Genomic DNA, 19,096 nt, shown 5'->3' with positions numbered 1-19,096 from the left:
TAATATATTGGCATATGACATAAACCAATTATTGGATGGTATTGGTAATAAAAAATTGAAAGGAGGTTGTTCTAAAGGTTATTTTACTAATATTCATTACAAAAGGATTATTATAAAGAGAGGGATAAAATTGAAAATACAACTTGATTGTATGCCTTGCTTTCTAAGACAAGTATTAGAAGCAGCAAGGATGAATACAGAGGATAGAGAGGTTCAAAAAAAGAAATATTAATTGAGGCAACAAAGATAATTGCAAAAATTGATCACTATAGAACTGCACCAGAAGTAGGAAGAGATATACATCAACTAGTTAAGAAATATACAAAAACGCAAGATCCTTATAAAAATCTTAAAAAAATGAGTATAGAAACTGCTGAAAAGATATATCCTGATATGAAGCACTTTTTATATAGACAAAAAGATAGATTATATTGGGCTTTAAAAATCTCTGCTGTAGGTAATGTTATGGATGCAGCAATTTATGGTGAAAAAAGTTTAAAAGAAAACTTTTTAGAACAAATTAATGAAAAATTTAAAATATGTGAAATAGAGAAACTAAAAAAACAACTTGAAAATGGGAAACAATTATTAATAATAGGAGATAATGCAGGAGAAACAGTTTTTGATAGAGTTTTAGTTGAAGAATTTTTAAATTATGAAATAATATATGCAGTAAGAAACAGCCCTATTATTAATGATGCTACCTTTAAAGATGCTTATGCTTCTAAATTGCATCATGGAGCTAAAATTATATCTACAGGATGTGATGCACCAGGAGTAGTTTTAGATGAGTGTAGTGAAGAATTTAAACAAATATACAATGGGGCTGATATTATCATAAGCAAAGGACAGGGGAATTATGAAACATTATCCCATGAAGGAAGGGGAATTTTCTTCTTATTAAAGGCAAAATGTCCTGTAATTGCTAGAGATATAGGCGTAGAAGTAAATGATTATGTATTCATACAAAAATAAATGATAATATTAAAAAATAAGATTTAGCTTGGAACTTTTTTTATATGGATGCATATAATAAATAAGAAACATGGATAAAGGGGAGTAGTTCACAAAGCTTTTGCTTTGATCACTGGCTGCGACATACTGGTGGAAACACCCGCTCTAGTGCAAGTATAATCTTGGAACGAGACCTTTATTTTAAGAATGCTAGTTTTTGTATTCTTAAAATAAAAGGTCTTATTTATTTTGCATAAAAAGGAGGAAAGATTATGTTGTCACCAAGTTTAGAAGATTACTTAGAAGAAATTTATCGATTATCATTACAAAAAAGTGAAATAAGAATTCGAGATATAGCGCATAGATTAAATGTATCATCACCATCAGTTGTAAAAGCATTACGCAAACTTAATAAAGATCAGTATATAGAATATAAAAAATATGAAGGTATTTATTTAACAGAAAAAGGGAAAAAATTAGGAGACTTATTAGTGAAAAGAAATGGAGTATTACAAGAATTTCTAGCCGTCATTCATAGCGACTGTGATGCAGTACAAGAAGCAGAAGCCATGGAGCATTATTTGAGTGCGCCTACTATTTCTGCTATAGAAAAATTAGTAGATTTTATGAAGCAGGATGAGGAAATAATGGATAAATTCTTAAAATTTTGTGAGGGAGAAGAAGCGGATTGCAGTGAGAAAATTACAGAATAAAAAGAAACACTTTTATGGTGTTTCTTTTTATATAAGTCCTAATAGCTTTACCGTTTGAGTTATGATAAAACATGTTGATATAGCAATTAATGTAGGCATAATTGCAGCAAATAAAGTCCATTTTAAGCTGCCACATTCTTTTCTTATAGTCCATAGTGTAGTAGCACAAGGGAAGTGAAGTAATGAAAAAAGCATAACATTTAAAGCTGTTAGCCAAGTCCATCCATTTTTAACCAATAAGTCTCCCATTGCTTTTAGACTATCTAATTCTAACATAGCCCCTTTAGACATATAACTCATAATTAAAATGGGTAATACAATTTCATTTGCAGGTAGACCAAGAATGAAAGCCATCAAAATAAATCCATCCATACCAATAAGATGACCTAAAGGCTGTAAAAATTCTGCTATATATGATAGAATGCTTTGATCTTTAATAAATACATTGGCAAGAATCCAGGTAATAAGACCTGCTGGAGCAGCAACAGCTACAGCACGAGTCAATACAAATATGGTTCTATCAATTAAAGAACGATATAGGATTTTACCAACTTGTGGTCTTCTATAAGGAGGTAGTTCTAATGTAAATGAAGAAGGGATCCCTTTTAGTAGTGTTTTTGAAAGTCCCCATGATACGATTAATGTCATAAAAATACCAAATAACACAAGTATACAAACAAATAAAGTTGCAGTGATTGAATGATACTTACTTGCTACAGTACCACCAATAAAAATAGTTGATATGGCAATTAATGTAGGGAAACGACCATTGCATGGAACAAAATTGTTTGTTAGTATTGCAATAAGTCTTTCTCTTGGGGAATCTATAATTCTACATGCAATAATTCCTGCAGCATTGCATCCAAAACCCATGCTCATTGTAAGGGATTGTTTCCCATGGGTTCCAGCTTTTTTAAATAGTTTATCAAGATTAAAAGCTATACGAGGAAGATAACCTAAATCTTCAAGCAAAGTAAAACATGGGAAGAATATTGCCATAGGGGGTAACATAACAGAAACAACCCATGCTAAGGTGCGATACATACCTAACACAAGAACTCCATGAAGCCATGCTGGAGCATTAAGGTTTATAAATAAAGCACTTAAGCGTGCTTCTATGCCAAATAAGAAATCAGCTAAAAGAGAAGATGGTAAATTGGCACCTGTTACTGTAATCCAAAATACTAAGCTGAGCAAAAGAAACATAATTGGATAACCTGTAAATTTAGAAGTAAGAATATTATCTAATTTTCTATCCCAATCATACTTTTTTGTATTATTTTTTTTAATAACTTTTTTTGATATTTCTTCTGCTTGCGCATAAATACTGCTAACCATGTCATCTCTAAACTTAACATGATCTTTTTTAGAAATTTCATCTTTAAGAGAAACTAATACTTCATATGGGCTTAAAACTTTATTAGGATCCATAAAAACAAACCACCTCCTTATGCGTATTTTTATATAAAAATTGATTTATAGAATCTAATATGGTTTGATCACCTTCTAAAAGCTTTAATGCTACCCATCGAGGGTCTAATTTATCATCTAATATATTTTTTAATTTTGGGATAAGATGTTCAACTTCTTTTTCAATAGCTTCATTATATACAGGTTTTTTAGGAGAGGTTTTTTCTAAACCTAAAGCAATATTATAAACTTTGTCCATTAATTGGTTTAATCCTTTGCCATTTCTTGCAGTGGTTCCGACTACAGGAACACCTAAAATTTCTTGTAAAGCTTGTATATTTACAGATATGCCTTTTCGTTTGGCTTCATCCATTAAATTTACACATAGTATTATGTTATCTGTTAACTCCATAACTTGAAGAACCAAATTTAAATTTCTTTCAAGGCAAGTTGCATCTGTAACAACAATTGTAGCATTTGGTTTACCAAAACAAATAAAATCTCTTGCTACTTGTTCTTCAACAGAGTTAGCCAAAAGAGAATAGGTTCCTGGTAAATCTACTAGTGTAAATTTTCTATTTTTGTAGGTATAACTACCGCGAGCATTAGTAACAGTCTTTCCTGGCCAATTTCCTGTGTGTTGCTTAAGTCCTGTTAAAGCATTAAATACAGTGCTTTTTCCTACATTTGGGTTTCCAGCTAAGGCTACTATGAATTTTTCATTACCTCCTACTTTTATATTTAATTGTTCATTTAATAGGGCTTTACCACAAGATTGACATGTTAATCCCATATATAGGCTCTCCTTTCAAAATACTACATTGGTTTTACTAAAATTTGAGAAGCTTCTTCTTTTCTTAAGGCAATGGTAGCACCTCTTATGTTATATGCAATAGGATCTCCTAAAGGACTTTTTCGAATTACTTCTATAATTGTTCCTGGAACAAGCCCTAAATCCAACATTCTTCTTCTAGATAAACCAGATATTAATAAGTCTGAAACTTTAGCGATAGCTCCTACAGAAAGCTTTGATAATGGAATAGGATTTATTTGTAGATTAATATTTTTCATAGTTAACCTCCTCTATATTAGCTAAGGCTAATAAGGTATCAAAAAAATTAAATAAATTAGCTTTGGCTAATAAATTATCTTTCCTAATTTACATAGTATGGAAAAATAAAAAAATTGTTACAAAAAAAATAATAGTCAATAGAAGACTATTCTTCATCATGCCAATATAATTTTGGATATGCAATACGAATATTTTTTTCCTTAAAAGCTTGTAAAATGTATTCATATGTTCGATTCCTTAAAAACCATTGAAAATGAGGATTAACTACACCGATTATAATGTATTTTGCTCCGCCAGCTTTACCGTCTAATGATACAACACCTAAAAGACTAAATTCTGAGTAGTTAGCAGTACCAATCTTATATAGTTTATCTTCGTACTTTTGGTTAATATATTCACAAACATGATTTAAAGTTTCTTCAACTAATTGTTGATCTTCTTCAAAAGGAACAACGATTTCTATAATAACTCTTGATTTTTCTTTATAGTAATTTTTCAAAGTTTTAATTTCTCCATTTGGTATGTATACTTTTCTCATAGACCATTCTCGAATGGCTGTTGATCGAAGACCAATTTCTTCTACCGTTCCATAATACTGCTCATTAATGCTGACATAATCTCCAACCTTCATTTGCCTTTCAAATAAAATAAAAAAGCCATTAATAATATCTTTGATAAGATTTTGTGCACCAAGTCCTGCAATTAAAGTAATAATACCTGCACCTGTAAGAATAGTAGATTCTTTTATAAGTCCAAATTCACTTAAAATATTAAGTATAGCAAGGGTAAGAATAAAATAAGCAAAAACAGAATCGATAATGCTTTTTATGGTCATCTCTCGCTGTTCATTAAATTTTGTGATTTCTATGATCTTAGCAGTAAGGAACATTATTAGTCGAATAAGGCAAAAAGATATAAAAAGAATAATGAGTGAAGTAAAAAAAGGTTTAATATTATTGGTAAAACGAATATTTTTTAGAAATGATAAATCCATATTTTTCACCAGCCCCGAAGAATTCAATATATATAGTATTTTTTACAATGATTGTATGACATATTCTTCATATAAAAAAAAGCCTTAGGTATTTAACCTAAGGCACGTACTTTTTTTAATTCAAATAGGTTCCTTTTATATATTGTATATAATTCATTTAGCTCATTCATTTTATTTCTCATTTCTAATTGTAAATTAGAAACAGTAGGATAATCTTGTGCATCTATGGCTTCTCTTATTTTTGTAAATAAAGATTTTTTATGCAAGCTGTCTTTCATTAAATAATATCTTAAATCATTAATTTTTTCCCAATTTACGACATCTAAATCGGAAACATATTCACTTTCATGAATTTTTTTGCAGTTTCTTACAATTTCCATGTTCTCAGGAATAATTCTGTTATATAGTTCAGTTGTCCATTGAGTTAATGTAGCCATTTTATAGGAATTAATAATCTCTTCATTAAATACATTTCCTTCAAGTAAAACAGATTTTTTTTGAGGATATTTATCAAGGTTTACTAAATTATCCCATACTGTAGCTGGTGGTTTACCAAACAAACTATTTCTTTCTTCTTCGGTGTAATCTTCAAATACATCGTGTTCACTTCTGTAAGCTCTAGATTTTTCAAGGTAGAAACTTGATTCTCCAGGTTTTTTAGAAAGTTCTAATTCTAGTTCAGAAGAAGTTTTTTGATTTTTTAAAACAGCTGTGATTCCGTCTAACATAGCTTGATAAACAGAAGCTAATACTAAATAAGTGTTACTTGTTGGGTTTGGGGCACGTAGTTCGAATCTAGTAGCCATTGGATTGCTCATATCACGTATAAGTCCAACTAAAACAGTTCTGTTACGTGAAGGATTATCAGGAGAATGACCTATTGAAGAAACTGTACATACAGGGGCTTCAAAACCTGGCTTTAAGCGATTAAAAGCATCATTTGTAGAAGTAACAAAAGGATTTACTACTTCATAATTCTTAAGTAATCCCATAAGCGCACCAAATCCAATAGGATTCATAAAATCTTTTTTCATATCAAGAGGAGCAAAAAGATTTTTCATTTTTCCGTTCTTTAGCTTAACAGCTACACCAATGTGATGATGTTCACCATTACCAGCAACTCCTTCAATTGGTTTTGCCATGAATGTAACTTCTAACCCATTTGCCATAAAGATATCTTTTACTACGTCTCGAGCAATTAATTCATTATCAGCAGTTTGTAGTGCAGTACTATATTTCCAATCTATTTCTAATTGCTCCATTATATGTTCAAAGTTTCCATTACCTTTAAGCTTTGCTTTTACACCACCAACTTCTTTATGACCCATTTCTGCTTCTAAACCGTAAGCATCTAAATACATTAAGGATTGTTCCATTGCTGTACGAACAGGACCTACTGTTCTTTTCCAGTATTGTTCTTTTAATACTTGAGAAGTAGAAAGTTGCTCTATATCTGCTTTATCATCTGGAGTTTTTACCCAGAATTCAAGTTCTGTTGCTGCAGTAAGTACAACATCCTCAATTTCATCTATTGATTCTATACCTAGATTTTCTAGAATATATGGATAGTCTTTCATAAGTTTAAGTATTTGTGATTTGAAATTTTTTACAGCATTGAACAAAATGGAACGAGAATCTACTTTTACTCCATTGTGAACTAGGAAAGATGGGATTCTAAGGGTTCCTACAGGAAGTCCAGTAAGCGTATCGATATGATCAAAATTATAGTCAACAAACCAGTTAACAGAGAGATCAGGAATTAAGTCGACTTTTGCATTGTTTAAGGTAGCAATTTCAGGAAGGACAACGCTAGAGCCATCTGTTTGAACACCGAAGGTTAGAAAATCGTCAATATTTTTTAAGAACAGGCTTACAGGTATTTTTTCATCCGTATCATTTCCACCTAAATCAACGCCAACTAGTGAAACAAATTTAATTTCAGGATGGTTATTTAATATAGAAGTAATTGTTTTAGGAGTATGATGTGATGCAGGAAGTAGAAACAGTAATTTTTCAGTTTCAGAACATAAAACCTCTTTTGACATATTATCACCTCTTTAGTTAAATTGTTGTTATATTGAATAATTATAGCACAAATTATAATTTTGTAAAGATAAAAAAAATAAAAATTATTATAAAACCTGAAAGAAACTGCTTTTATAAACTTCAAGAAAAAATGAGTATATTAAAAAAATAAATAAATATACAATAAAACAAATAAATATACAAAATAAAAATACGAACATTTTTCAATACAACAACAATAAAATTCATGTTTTATTCTTTCCATCTAGGAAGAATGTCAATTTTTTGAAGTGTTATGCAAATGATTACACAGATAGGACCTATCATTAGTCCTAAAAGTCCAAATAATTTTAATCCTATATACATGGAGATTAGTGTAACAAGAGGATAAAGTCCAATCTGGTTTCCTAAAATTTTTGGTTCAAATAATTGTCTTATAAATAGGATTATTCCATATAGTATGCCCAAACCAATAGCACTTTTATAATCGTTTGATAAAATTTCCCATAAGATAAGGGGGATATATACACAGCCAGTTCCTAATATAGGAAAGACATCAATTATACTTGCTATTAATGCAATAAGTACAGAATAGTCAATACCTATAATTGTTAAACCTATTGTACTTTCTATAAAAGTTATAAACATAAGAATTAATTGTGCTTTTATGTAGCCCATTAAAGCAAATAATAGATCATTTTTGAAAATTCTGCTTTTAGAAAGTGTGTTAGCAGGTAACTGGGTTATAATAAATTTTTTGATTTCACTTTTATCTCTAGCAATGAAAAATGTGGCTATAATTGTTACGAATAGAAATATAAAAAATCCAGGAATAGCGGAAATAAAACTTAATAATGAAGAGATGAGCTTTGTTATAATAGATGTTAAACTTTCAGATAATGTATTTACCATGTTTATAATGGATTGTGCAAGGTCATAAGGCAATTGTATATATAAACGTTCCATTTTTTGAGTAAGATCATTTGTGTGAAAGTATAATTTTTCTGAATACTTAGGGAGCATAACAGATAATTTTGTTAATTGTACAATAATGATACCACTAATAAGTGCGATTATAGAACCAATACATGAAACAAAAAATAATAAAACTATAAATGTAGATATATTTCGAGAGATTTTTAAGTGCTTTGTAAAGAAATTTATTGCTGGCTCTAGAATGGAAGCTATAATCCAAGCAATAACAAAAGGAAGTATATAGAATATGAGGGTTGTAGATATAAAATATATGCTAAAAACAATAGTACATATAAGAATGATTCTACTAATTAAAGGGATATACTTTTCTAGATAATGATTCATAAAAACACCTCTTAGCATATTGATATATAATTATATGTTTTATGTAAATTACATATAACAGATGACAAACCTCTATTTATAAAAAACTTAATGGAACTATCTTTGTATTTCTTTTATATAATCAAAAATCTAAAAAAAGACAGATATCCATTTTTATAGATGTCTGTCTTTTTTATGATCAAATTAATTTTAGTCAGTATTCTTTTTGGAGGCATTTTTTTTCTTAGAAAGTAAAGCGTTTACCTTATCTCTAAATATAATCATACAATCGTCTAAATTAGAATAACCTAATACAATATCTTCAGCAAGGGCTCTACAGGAAGGAGAGCCACAAGCACCACAATCTAAATCAGGTAGTAAGCTATTAATGTAATCGATTTTTTCCATTTTCTTCATTGCTTCTATGATATTATCATCCAATTTTCGAACATTTTTAGGAAGGATTTTCTCTTTAAGCAAGAAATCTTTAATGGTCTTATTTAATTGAATTTCTTTTTCTTTCATGTATTTTTGTGAAAGTTTTCTAATTCTGTTTCTTGCAACGAATGCATTTTCTACAGTTAAAGATCCTCCAACGCATCCATTAATGCATGCTAAACATTCTACAAACTTAATATTCTTTAATTTATCATTCTCAATTTCATCTAGTATTTTTATGACATTTTCTATTCCGTCTACACATAAATAATCTTGTATGTTTAATGAAAAGGTTTCGCCACCAGATCTTGCCCAACCTATTGCTTTTCCAGAATCATAAAATTCAGTTTCATCATTTTGTAAATCTTTTTTTAAGTTTTTCTTTATGAGTGGATATACAGATTTTATGGAGATAATCCTATCTACATTTGAATGAAAATTACCTATTGGATTTTTTACACTAGTTATTTTTGCAGGACAAGGACTGATAAAGAAAATACCAATATCTTCTGGAGATAGTCCTGTTTTTTGAACTGATTTTTGTCGCGCAAGCATAGCAGCTACTTCCATAGGAGATTCAATTGGAACAATATGATCAATCAGACTAGGAAATCTTATCTGTATAAGCCGTACAATAGCTGGACATGATGATGAAATTAGTGGTAACTTAGAAGGATTTTTTAATAATTCTCTTGTATAATTAGATACAATATCAGCACCTCTTGATACTTCAAATACTTCATCAAAGCCAATCGATTTTAATGCAGATAATATTTTTTTAGGGTCGGTATTTTCATCAAATTGACCTAGTAAAGAAGGTGCAGGAAGCGCAATTTTATATTTAAAATCTTTTATGCTCTCTATTGGATCTGTAATGCTATTTTTTGCATGTTGAGGACATATTCTTATACATTCACCGCAATCTATGCATCTTTCTTTAATAATTCTTGCTTTTCCGTTTTTAACTCGGATAGCTTCTGTAGGGCATCTTTTAATGCAATTAGTACAACCTATACATTTATCATCTTCTAATATAACAGAGTGGAAATATTCGCCCATATCAATCACCTCTTAAGCATGTAGCCCATGACTATATAACAAGCCACAGCATTTATAAAGTTTATATTTAGTACCTAGTAAGATGATTCCATTCTTTGTCGCTAAATCAATAATCTCTTTAGATGGTTTTTTATCACGAACAAAAACGATTGCTTTAATATCCATCATTTCAGCTGTTCTTATAACTTGAAGATTTACTAGTCCTGTGAGAAAAATACAATTATGTGCAGGATCTCTTAAAACATCGTCTCTCAAAACATCGCTTAATAAGTCAGAAGCCCGTCCATAATCAAAAAAAATGTCTAAATCAACATTTTTTGTATAAACTTTTGCTGAAAGCAGATCGATTATTTGTGATAGTTTCAAATGAACACCTCCAATAAAAATATTATACTATAGGTTACGTACTAATGAAATCATTTGGAAAAAATTTATTATTTAAGAAATAATTATAATATATATGATAATTGGAAAAATATTATAATACGGGTATAATATAGAATAAATCCATAAGAAAGGAGGAAGTGGTTTTACCACAGAATAATATGGAAGATAAAAAAAATATTCAAAAAAGAAAAGATATACCAGAGGAATTTAAATGGAAGCTAGAAAAAATGTATGAAAATGATAGCTTATGGGAAAAAGATGTATTGCATATAAAAAATCAAGTAAAGGAGCTTGTAAAATATGTTGGCAGGCTTGGGGAATCAGCAGAAAATTTATTTAATGCACTTAAGTTAAAGGATGAAATTTCTCGAAAATTAGAGAATGTATTTGTATATGCTAGGATGCGTAAAGATGAGGATAATACAGTTACAAAGTATCAGGCTATGACTGATAAAGCTCAAGGGTTAGCAGTAGAAGTACAAAGCAGTTTATCATTTATGGTACCAGAAATTATTAGTATTGATGAGGCAAAAATAAGAGCTTTTTTAAAAGAACATAAAGATTTAAAAATATATCATTTTTATTTAGAAGAGCTGCTTCGACAAAAGGAACATATTCTTTCTAAGGAAGAAGAACAGATTTTAGCACAAATGGGAGAGTTAGCAGCAGCACCGAAAAACATATTTGGTATGCTTAATAATGCAGATATAAAATTTCCTACGATTTTAGATGAAAATGGTAAAGAAATAGAAGTAACAAAAGGAAGATATATTAAATTTTTAGAAAGCAGTGATAGAAGGGTAAGAAAAGATGCATTTAAAGCATTGTATAGTTCATATGAAAAACAAAAGAATACTATTGCAGCTACATTAAATTATAGCGTGAAAAAAGATGTATTTTATGCGAAGGTGAGAAAATATAAATCTGCTTTGCAGGCATCTTTAGATGAAGATAATATTCCTGTGTCTGTGTATGACAATCTAATTCAAACAGTAGAAGATCATTTAGATGCTATGTATCGATATGTGAAACTACGTAAAAAGGCATTAGGGGTAGAAAAACTTCATATGTATGATCTATATACACCTATTGTAAAAGAAATAGATATAGAAATACCTTATGAAAAAGCAAAACAGCAAGTAAAAGAAGGTTTAAATCCTTTAGGAGAAGAGTATATTAAGATTTTAGAAAAAGGATTTAAAGATGGATGGATTGATGTTTATGAGAATGAAGGAAAGACTAGTGGGGCATATTCCTTTGGAACTTATGATAGTCCACCTTATGTACTTTTGAATTATCAGAATACAGTTCATGATTTATTTACTCTTGCTCATGAAATGGGGCATTCATTACATTCTTATTATTCACATAAGAATCAACCATATGTTTATGGAGGATATGCTATATTTGTTGCAGAAGTAGCTTCTACAGTAAACGAAGCTTTACTTATGGAGTATTTATTAAAAAATACAAATGATAAAAATATGAAGATGTATTTAATTAACCATTATCTTGAACAATTTAGAGGAACTGTCTATAGACAAACCATGTTTGCAAAGTTTGAAAAAATTATTCATGAAAAAGTAGAAAATAAAGAAGCACTAACACCAGAAACTCTTTGTGAAATTTATGTTGATTTAAACAGAAAGTACTATGGACCTGATGTAGTTATTGACGATGAGATTAAGATGGAATGGGCAAGAATTCCTCATTTTTACAATGCGTTTTATGTATATAAATATGCTACAGGATATTCTGCAGCTATTTCATTGTCTCAAAAGATTTTAAAAGAGGGAGAAGTTGCAGTAGAAAAATATTTAAATTTCTTAAAGGGTGGAGGTTCAGACTATCCAATGAATCTTTTAAAAGGAGCAGGAGTGGATATGACGACAACTAAACCAATCCATAATGCATTAAAGGTTTTTGAAAATTTAGTAGATGAAATGGAAAAAATGATTCTATAAATAGGATGCTTTTAAGCATCCTATTTTTTAGAGTAGATGAGAAAGTATAAGTATGCATTTTCAAACAATTGGTTAAAATTACTAAAAGGTGGGACTTGTTTTAAAAAGCATTCTTTTGAATAGAATTATTTTGTATAATGGTAGTAGCAATATTATAAAATTTTGGTAGGTGAGTCAATGTTTAATTTTTTATCTCTTGTATTTAGATATTTGTTTATATTAGTTATATATCTATTTATTTTTGGTATTATACATCTAATTTATCAAGATATTAAAAGCATGAGTGGAGTTATGGATAATTATCCATATTTAAAGTTAATTAATCGAAAGGATAGTTTGCCTTTTAAAGTCAAAGAGGTTTATACACTTGATTCTACCGTTACAATAGGGAGAAAAAAAGAAAATGATATTGTTATAAAGGATCCGTATATTTCGAATTATCATTTAAAAATAACATTAGATGAAGAAAATTTTTTTATTGAAGATTTAGATAGTATCAATGGAACATACGTGAATGGGGATAGAATTATAGATGTTGTAAAATTAGAAAATGGAGATAGAATCAAATTTGGTCAAGTGGAATTTTTATATGTAAGCAATGTGTAAAGAGGTGTGCTTATGATAAGAAAATTATTAAATTATAAAATGCCGCAAAATTTAATATTTTTGATAGATATTATGGCTCTTTTATTACTTTATTTTTATAAAGATGGTTTTGATGAGTTTATTTTGGTGTCAGGGGTACTGTTAGCTTTTCTTATATATCTATCGAATTTTATATTGATTAAAACTTCTTCAGGAGATCATTATATATTTTTGATTATGGCTATGCTTGTAAGCATAGGAATTATTATGATATATCGAATCGATCCTAGTTATGGATTTAAGCAGATTACTTGGTTTGGTATAGGGATTGCAACTTTTTTTTTCTTTTATGCTATGACAAAAAATATAAAAGGTTTTGAAAAATGGTGTGAGTTTTATGTTGGGATATCTATGGCTTTATTTTTGTTTACTTTAGTTTTCGGTGTAAAAATAAAAGGAGCTACAAATTGGATAAAAATAGGAGGATTTAGCTTTCAACCTGCAGAATTAATAAAAATACTATTTGTATTTTTTTTAGCTTCTTACTATGTGCAAAAGGAAAAAATAAAAAATACCTATATTTTTATAGGAATTGTATATACTTACATAGGTTTTTTGTTTATACAAAGAGATTTAGGAACTGCAATGATATTTTATTTTGTATTTATGACTATATTTTATATATTTGAAGAAGATAGAAAGCTAATATACTATAATTTAGTAGGGGCTTTTGTTATAGCTGTTTTGAGCTATTTCTTTATCAATCATGTAAAGATAAGAATTGTTACGTGGTTGAATCCTTGGCCATATATCGACAATAAGGGATATCAGATTACACAATCTTTGTTTGCTATTGCATCTGGAGGTTTTTTTGGTACGGGTATAGGACTAGGGCATCCTGAATTTATCCCTGAAGTGCATACAGATTTTATATTTTCAGCAATTTGCGAGGAAATGGGAATATTTGGTGGTATTGGGGTAATTATGTTATTCCTTATTTTGGTTTATAGAGGCTTTAAAATTGCTTTAAATCAGCATAATAGGTTTTTCAAAATAATTGCTTTGGGAATGACGGCTATGTTAGGATTTCAGGCTTTTATTATTATTGCTGGTGTTATAAAGATGATTCCATTAACTGGTGTAACATTACCATTTGTCAGTTATGGAGGAAGTTCATTAGTGTCAAGCTTTGCAGCGTTGGGGATACTACAGGTAGCTTCTGAGGAGGTAGAATTGGAACAGGAGGAAAAAAATGGACATTATATCCAGGAGGATCGTTAAAGTTCTTATCGTATTTTGTGCGATGTTTATAAGTTTGGTTATGTATCTAAGCTATTTTGAAATTTTTCAAGCATCAAAGATTGTAAAAAACAGTTATAATAAAAGACAATGGGTAAATGAAGAATATGTTCTTCGGGGGATTATTGCTGATAGAAATGGTAAAACCTTAGCTAGTAGTGAAAAAATTGAAGGTAACCAAATAAGGCATTATAAATTTGGCAGACTATATAGTCATATTATAGGATATAGTTTTAAGGAGTATGGAAAAGCTGGATTAGAAGCTTCTTATAATAAGGAATTATTAAATATAAATGAAAATCCAATAAAAGAAATTACAGAAAAAATAATTGGACCAAAAGAAGAAGGAAATCATTTAATTTTAAGCATTGATCATGAACTTCAAAGTTATGCAGAAAAGCTCATGAGAGGAAAAAAAGGAGCTATTGTTTTGATGAATCCTAAAAATGGAGAAATCTATGCTATGGTTAGCAAGCCAGATTTTGATCCATCAAAAATTAAAGAGAATTGGGCAGAAATAACAGAAGAAAAAGACAGTCCTCTTTTAAATAGAGCAACTATGGGACTTTATACCCCTGGTTCTATCTTTAAGATAATAACAGCTACTGCAGCACTGAAAGATAAAAATATAGACAAAACATTTAAATGCAGAGGTTCTGTAAATATTGATGGATATATGCTAAGAGATTACAAAGAAATTTCTCATGGAAAAGTAGATTTAAAGAAAGCTTTAGTAGTTTCTTGCAATGTTGCCTTTAGTCAAATAGGGCTTCAGTTAGGGGAAGAAAAATTAAAAAATGCGGCTGAAAAGTATATGTTTAATAAGATTATTCCATTTGATTTGAAAATAAAAAAATCAATATTTCCAAATAAAAAGAATATGAGCAATCCAGAATTAGGAGCAACTGCTATAGGGCAGGGTGAAATATTAGTTAATCCTCTAAATATGGCAATGGTAGCATCTGCTATTGCCAATGATGGGAAAATGATGAAGCCAATTATTGTAAAGGAGGTGATCAACCCAGAGGGAAGAACAATAAAAATAAACCGTACCGAGCTTTTATCAAAAGTATGTAGCAAAAAGATAGCAGATGAATTAAAGGATATGATGATTGATGTTGTAAAAGAAGGAACAGGGAAAAATGCAAGGATTAAAAATGTAGAGGTAGCTGGCAAAACGGGTACGGCAGAAAATGAATCCAAAAAAGAACATGCATGGTTTATTGGTTTTGCACCAGCCTATAATCCGAAAGTAGCAATTGCTGTAGTTTTAGAAAATATTGGATCTACAGGAGGAAAGAGTGCAGCACCGATTGCAAGAGATATTATGGTGGCTGCATTAAATAGATTAAGATAATAAAGGGGGGTATCATGAATAATTTATTAAAAGATAAAAATATTTTAATTATGGGTGTTGCAAATAAATGGAGTATTGCCTGGGCAATTGCCAAAGCTTTTCATGAAGCAGGAGCAAGACTTGCCTTTACATATCAAGGGGAAAGAAGTTATGAGCATGTAAAAAAGCTAACACAAAATATTAAAGGATCTATACTTATTCCTTGTGATGTTACAAAAGATGATGATATAAAAAATACTTTTGAACAATTAAAAGAAGAATTTAAAACACTTGATGGTGTTATTCACAGTATAGCTCATGCGAGGAAAGAAGAACTAGAAGGACTATATATAAATACATCGAGAGAAGGATATTTGATGGCACAAGATATTAGTGCTTATTCTTTGGTATCGGTTACAAAGCATGCAAAGCCTCTTATGACTGAAGGTGGAAGTATTGTAGCACTTACTTATTTAGGTGGAGAGAGAGTTGTTAAAAACTATAATGTAATGGGTGTGGCAAAAGCAGCCCTAGAAGCTAGTGTGAAATATTTAGCAGCAGATTTGGGTAGAGAAAATATAAGAATAAATGCAATTTCTGCAGGACCTATTAAAACATTGGCAGCGAAAGGAATAAGGAATTTTAATACTATGCTTAAGGAGTTTGAAGAAAAGGCTCCAATTGGAAGATTAGTAAAGACTGAAGAGGTAGCAAATACTGCACTTTTTCTTTGTAGTTTTCTAAGCAGTGGTATAACAGGTGAAGTGATTCATGTAGATGGTGGGTATAATATATTAGGTTATTAGAAAACAGCGCTAAGATTATCTTAGCGCTGTTGGTTGTTTTTTATTAATCAGGATAGTTGAGAAATAAGAAATTTTATCTTTAGTAATGTTTTCTAAATCTCTATAGACAACTTCGTTATTTTGAGAAGAATTACTTACAAGGATTGCATATTTTATTAAATCATATGCTTTTAACTTTTGAATGATTTCTTTGAAGTTTTTATATACTTTCATCAACACAATAGAGTTATAGTTTTTTAATGTAAAATCAATTTTTTCTTCATCTGCTGTACATGGAATGACAACCAAAGCCTCTTTATCCATTACAAGAGGAAAGTTTTGGCTTGCAGCAATGTTTGAAAAAGCACTTATTCCTGAAATTGTTTCTATTTCTATTTTTTCTTTTAAAAGTTCAAGGATGTATACATATGTACTATAAAGCATTGGGTCTCCTAGTGTAATAAAGCCAACATTATTTCCATTTTTCACATCGTTTTCAATCTCTTGTGCAATTTTTTTCCAAGCTTCATTTCTTTCTTGATCATTAAAATTCATTGGAAAATGTCTTTGTTTAATTTTAGTTTTAGGTTCAATGTATTCTTTTACAATGGATAATGCCAGACTTTCTCCACCTTCCTTTGGTTCTGGTGTAAAAAGAATATCTAAATTTTTAATCGTATTTACTGCTTTGATTGTAACTAATGAACTGTCTCCAGGTCCTGTACCAATCCCATAAAATTTTGACATATTTGCTTAACGAATACGTAATATTCGTTAATTCCCCCTTTCTAAGTTTATATTTCTCGGTAGCTTGCATAAACGCCTAAAGCGTAAAATGCTAAAAAGTATGTAAATAATATCAATATAGATAAATAGTTTGTATCCCCTCTTAATGCTATATTCCTAAGACTTGATATAGCATGGGTAAGAGGTAGTATTGAGATGAATTCTTTTACAAGATGAGGCATCTTTTCTAAGGAAAAGAATGTTCCGCATAAAAATGTCATAGGTGTAATGACAAAGCTTGTAAAACGATTCATATCATAGTGGGTATTTATGACCATTGCTGCAAAATATCCAAAAGCAGCAAATAACATACTGTTTAAAAAACATATTAGTAAAAAGGAAAAAGTTAAATTTATGTAAGTACCAAATAAACAGGATACAAATAAAATTATGAGTCCTGCATAAAAACCCCGAAGTGCTCCTGCGAGGACATATCCAAAAGTCAATAAATACATATTGACAGGCGCTGTCATGTAATATTCAAAGCTTTTTTCGTGAAGCCTTGCCACAGAAATTCTAATAGATACAGCATTAAAGCTTGTATGCATGGTAGACATGGCGATAATTCCAGGAATAATATAATGCATGTAGCTAAATCCTTCTATATAGACATCTGATCCAAGTCCCCAACCAAAGGCTAATAAATATAAAAGGGGAGTGATGACAGCAGAAGAAGTAATTTTAAATGCTCTTTTTTTAAAAAAAGTAAATTCTCTCCAAAGTATTGTAAAAACTTCCATTTATTGTACCTTCCTATTCGTGAAATTATAAAAGACATCTTCTAAGTTGGTGTTTCTTAATATGTAATGATCAGAAAGAGTATTTACATATTTTTTTGCTTCTTCTATTGTATGAAAGTATTTATACTCAGTAATTTTATTTTTGTTGAAATGTTCTACTGTAAACTTACCGAGATTGTTTTTTAAATGATCACTAGTATCACAGTAAAATATTTTTCCATTATCCATAAGACCTATTTTATCACAAAGATATTCAGCTTCTTCAATATAATGGGTAGTTAAAATAATTGTTTTACCCATGTCATTCATAATTTTTAGCATGTTCCATATTTTTCGTCTATTATTTACATCAATACCCACAGTAGGCTCATCTAAAAAAATAATTTCAGGATTGTTTACTAAAGCTTTAACAATCATTAATTTCCTCTGCATGCCTCCAGATAATTTTTTACTGAGTTTATTTTCGATAGCTTTGAACTCTGAAAATTGTAGTAACTCTTCCACTCTTTTTTCTTGTTCTTTTCCTTTTATCTTATACAGCTTTGCAGAAAAAATAAGATTTTCTTTTATAGAAAGTTCTTTGTCTAGATTAATGTGTTGAGGTACAATGCTAATTTTATTTTTTAAAAAAGTATTATCTCTAGACATTTTTTGTTTTTTTATAATTATATTGCCGCTGCTTGGTTTTAATAAACCGACTAGCATTTTAATAAGAGTGGTTTTTCCTGCGCCGTTTGGACCTAAAAGTCCAAAAAAACTACCTTTTTCAATGCTTAAGTTTAAATGATCAATAGCAGTAAAATCACCGTATTTTTTTGTAACATCTTTTATTTCAATAATATTGTTCATTGTTACCTCCTAACAGCATAAGGGGTGTTGTTTATATAAGAAATTCAATTATAACTCTAACAGAATAAATATAATTAATCAATATCATGTTTATATTGACAGAATAGGTAAAATTATATATAATTTAGGCAGTATTTACAATTTAATACATCATATTAGGTTTCTTTTTAGAATTAAAAGGGAAAGTGGTAAAAGCCACTACAGCCCCCGCTACTGTGAGGTGGATGAAACTTAAAAACCACTAGAGTGAATCTCTGGGAAGGATAAGGAGTAATATGAAGCCGAGTCAGGAGACCTGCCTAATATGCATATTCATTCTTTCGGAGGGAAAGTGGAATATACGAAGTAGATTTGGCAAATTATGTGTTTATTAGCCAATTTACTATGTATAAAAAGAGCTT

At 29.7% G+C, this 19,096-nt stretch carries 18 protein-coding genes and 1 riboswitch; of the genes, 7 read left to right on the top strand and 11 right to left on the bottom strand.

From position 1 onward, the window contains the following. Positions 1-225 precede the first annotated feature (225 nt). Together FQB35_RS11160 and FQB35_RS11155 are read left to right on the top strand one after the other, a co-directional pair. The gene (locus tag FQB35_RS11160) at positions 226-975 is read left to right on the top strand and encodes a damage-control phosphatase ARMT1 family protein (RefSeq protein WP_333473066.1); all 750 of its coding nucleotides are present in this window, start codon (positions 226-228) and stop codon (positions 973-975) included. A 251-nt stretch (positions 976-1,226) separates the two neighbouring features. Then, a complete protein-coding gene (locus FQB35_RS11155; protein ID WP_148809972.1) occupies positions 1,227-1,667 on the top strand; it encodes a metal-dependent transcriptional regulator in 441 nt (146 codons plus the stop codon). A gap of 27 nt (positions 1,668-1,694) precedes the next feature. On the opposite strand, the gene FQB35_RS11150 is transcribed toward FQB35_RS11155, so the two are convergent. The 8 genes from FQB35_RS11150 to FQB35_RS11115 form a co-directional block, all read right to left on the bottom strand. Further along, the gene (locus tag FQB35_RS11150; RefSeq protein WP_148809971.1) at positions 1,695-3,098 is read right to left on the bottom strand and encodes a nucleoside recognition domain-containing protein; all 1,404 of its coding nucleotides are present in this window, start codon (positions 3,096-3,098) and stop codon (positions 1,695-1,697) included. Beyond that, positions 3,088-3,870: a FeoB small GTPase domain-containing protein gene (locus FQB35_RS11145; RefSeq protein WP_148809970.1), complete on the bottom strand. Its 783-nt coding sequence runs from the start codon at positions 3,868-3,870 to the stop codon at positions 3,088-3,090. Before FQB35_RS11145 ends, FQB35_RS11150 begins: the two co-directional genes overlap by 11 nt. A gap of 23 nt (positions 3,871-3,893) precedes the next feature. Then, complete coding sequence (locus FQB35_RS11140; protein WP_148809969.1) at positions 3,894-4,148, bottom strand: FeoA family protein; 255 nt, start codon at positions 4,146-4,148, stop codon at positions 3,894-3,896. Positions 4,149-4,294: 146 nt separating this feature from the next. Then, on the bottom strand, positions 4,295-5,143 hold the full coding sequence (locus FQB35_RS11135) for a mechanosensitive ion channel family protein (RefSeq protein WP_148809968.1): 849 nt from the start codon (positions 5,141-5,143) through the stop codon (positions 4,295-4,297). Between the two features lie 92 nt (positions 5,144-5,235). Next, positions 5,236-7,188: a type I glutamate--ammonia ligase gene (locus FQB35_RS11130; RefSeq protein WP_148809967.1), complete on the bottom strand. Its 1,953-nt coding sequence runs from the start codon at positions 7,186-7,188 to the stop codon at positions 5,236-5,238. A gap of 232 nt (positions 7,189-7,420) precedes the next feature. Next, a complete protein-coding gene (ytvI, locus tag FQB35_RS11125; protein WP_168198326.1) occupies positions 7,421-8,488 on the bottom strand; it encodes a sporulation integral membrane protein YtvI in 1,068 nt (355 codons plus the stop codon). Between the two features lie 189 nt (positions 8,489-8,677). Continuing rightward, the gene (locus FQB35_RS11120) at positions 8,678-9,964 is read right to left on the bottom strand and encodes a [Fe-Fe] hydrogenase large subunit C-terminal domain-containing protein (RefSeq protein WP_148809965.1); all 1,287 of its coding nucleotides are present in this window, start codon (positions 9,962-9,964) and stop codon (positions 8,678-8,680) included. Between the two features lie 12 nt (positions 9,965-9,976). Then, positions 9,977-10,330 carry a transcriptional regulator gene (locus FQB35_RS11115; protein WP_148809964.1) on the bottom strand — a complete coding sequence of 118 codons (354 nt, stop codon included), beginning with the start codon at positions 10,328-10,330 and terminating at the stop codon, positions 9,977-9,979. 179 nt (positions 10,331-10,509) lie between these two features. On the opposite strand from FQB35_RS11115, the gene pepF reads away from it, so the two are divergent. The 5 genes from pepF to fabI all read left to right on the top strand — a co-directional run bounded on the left by pepF (position 10,510) and on the right by fabI (position 16,341). Continuing rightward, entirely contained in the window at positions 10,510-12,315 is a 1,806-nt protein-coding gene (gene pepF / locus FQB35_RS11110; RefSeq protein ID WP_148810833.1) for an oligoendopeptidase F, read from the top strand. A 177-nt stretch (positions 12,316-12,492) separates the two neighbouring features. Beyond that, positions 12,493-12,921: an FHA domain-containing protein gene (locus FQB35_RS11105; protein ID WP_148809963.1), complete on the top strand. Its 429-nt coding sequence runs from the start codon at positions 12,493-12,495 to the stop codon at positions 12,919-12,921. Between the two features lie 12 nt (positions 12,922-12,933). Further along, positions 12,934-14,181, top strand: coding sequence for an FtsW/RodA/SpoVE family cell cycle protein (locus FQB35_RS11100; protein ID WP_231701783.1), 1,248 nt, complete (start codon positions 12,934-12,936; stop codon positions 14,179-14,181). Next, entirely contained in the window at positions 14,153-15,556 is a 1,404-nt protein-coding gene (locus FQB35_RS11095) for a peptidoglycan D,D-transpeptidase FtsI family protein (protein ID WP_148809962.1), read from the top strand. The genes FQB35_RS11100 and FQB35_RS11095 overlap by 29 nt, the downstream gene beginning before the upstream one ends. 14 nt (positions 15,557-15,570) lie before the next feature. Beyond that, entirely contained in the window at positions 15,571-16,341 is a 771-nt protein-coding gene (fabI, locus tag FQB35_RS11090; RefSeq protein ID WP_148809961.1) for an enoyl-ACP reductase FabI, read from the top strand. Positions 16,342-16,356: 15 nt separating this feature from the next. Here the strand turns inward: fabI and FQB35_RS11085 are convergent, their stop codons facing one another. From FQB35_RS11085 to FQB35_RS11075, 3 genes are read right to left on the bottom strand one after another with little or no spacing between them, the layout of a single operon-like run. Beyond that, positions 16,357-17,067 (bottom strand): cobalt-factor II C(20)-methyltransferase, encoded by a 711-nt coding sequence (locus FQB35_RS11085; protein ID WP_148809960.1) that lies wholly within the window; start codon positions 17,065-17,067, stop codon positions 16,357-16,359. A gap of 47 nt (positions 17,068-17,114) precedes the next feature. Next, positions 17,115-17,846, bottom strand: coding sequence for an ABC transporter permease (locus FQB35_RS11080; RefSeq protein ID WP_148809959.1), 732 nt, complete (start codon positions 17,844-17,846; stop codon positions 17,115-17,117). Then, a complete protein-coding gene (locus FQB35_RS11075; RefSeq protein ID WP_207707294.1) occupies positions 17,847-18,695 on the bottom strand; it encodes an ABC transporter ATP-binding protein in 849 nt (282 codons plus the stop codon). A gap of 140 nt (positions 18,696-18,835) precedes the next feature. Continuing rightward, a riboswitch (cobalamin riboswitch) is annotated at positions 18,836-19,012 on the top strand. The last annotated feature ends 84 nt before the right edge of the window (positions 19,013-19,096 follow it).

Source organism: Crassaminicella thermophila (assembly GCF_008152325.1).
GTDB classification, from domain to species: Bacteria; Bacillota; Clostridia; order Peptostreptococcales; family Thermotaleaceae; genus Crassaminicella_A; species Crassaminicella_A thermophila.
The sequence above is the reverse complement of the archived record's forward strand: the minus strand, read 5'-3'. Positions and strand labels throughout refer to the sequence as shown.

Bases quoted from the DNA above. Each gene is read 5' to 3' on its own strand.
- FQB35_RS11135 (WP_148809968.1), bottom strand. From the start codon at position 5,143: ATGGATTTATCATTTCTAAAAAATATTCGTTTTACCAATAATATTAAA.
- FQB35_RS11080 (WP_148809959.1), bottom strand. From the start codon at position 17,846: ATGGAAGTTTTTACAATACTTTGGAGAGAATTTACTTTTTTTAAAAAA.
- FQB35_RS11130 (WP_148809967.1), bottom strand. From the start codon at position 7,188: ATGTCAAAAGAGGTTTTATGTTCTGAAACTGAAAAATTACTGTTTCTA.
- FQB35_RS11140 (WP_148809969.1), bottom strand. From the start codon at position 4,148: ATGAAAAATATTAATCTACAAATAAATCCTATTCCATTATCAAAGCTT.
- ytvI (WP_168198326.1), bottom strand. From the start codon at position 8,488: ATGAATCATTATCTAGAAAAGTATATCCCTTTAATTAGTAGAATCATT.
- fabI (WP_148809961.1), top strand. From the start codon at position 15,571: ATGAATAATTTATTAAAAGATAAAAATATTTTAATTATGGGTGTTGCA.
- FQB35_RS11155 (WP_148809972.1), top strand. From the start codon at position 1,227: ATGTTGTCACCAAGTTTAGAAGATTACTTAGAAGAAATTTATCGATTA.
- FQB35_RS11105 (WP_148809963.1), top strand. From the start codon at position 12,493: ATGTTTAATTTTTTATCTCTTGTATTTAGATATTTGTTTATATTAGTT.
- pepF (WP_148810833.1), top strand. From the start codon at position 10,510: ATGGAAGATAAAAAAAATATTCAAAAAAGAAAAGATATACCAGAGGAA.
- FQB35_RS11085 (WP_148809960.1), bottom strand. From the start codon at position 17,067: ATGTCAAAATTTTATGGGATTGGTACAGGACCTGGAGACAGTTCATTA.
- FQB35_RS11075 (WP_207707294.1), bottom strand. From the start codon at position 18,695: ATGAACAATATTATTGAAATAAAAGATGTTACAAAAAAATACGGTGAT.
- FQB35_RS11095 (WP_148809962.1), top strand. From the start codon at position 14,153: ATGGACATTATATCCAGGAGGATCGTTAAAGTTCTTATCGTATTTTGT.
- FQB35_RS11145 (WP_148809970.1), bottom strand. From the start codon at position 3,870: ATGGGATTAACATGTCAATCTTGTGGTAAAGCCCTATTAAATGAACAA.
- FQB35_RS11120 (WP_148809965.1), bottom strand. From the start codon at position 9,964: ATGGGCGAATATTTCCACTCTGTTATATTAGAAGATGATAAATGTATA.
- FQB35_RS11100 (WP_231701783.1), top strand. From the start codon at position 12,934: ATGATAAGAAAATTATTAAATTATAAAATGCCGCAAAATTTAATATTT.
- FQB35_RS11150 (WP_148809971.1), bottom strand. From the start codon at position 3,098: ATGGATCCTAATAAAGTTTTAAGCCCATATGAAGTATTAGTTTCTCTT.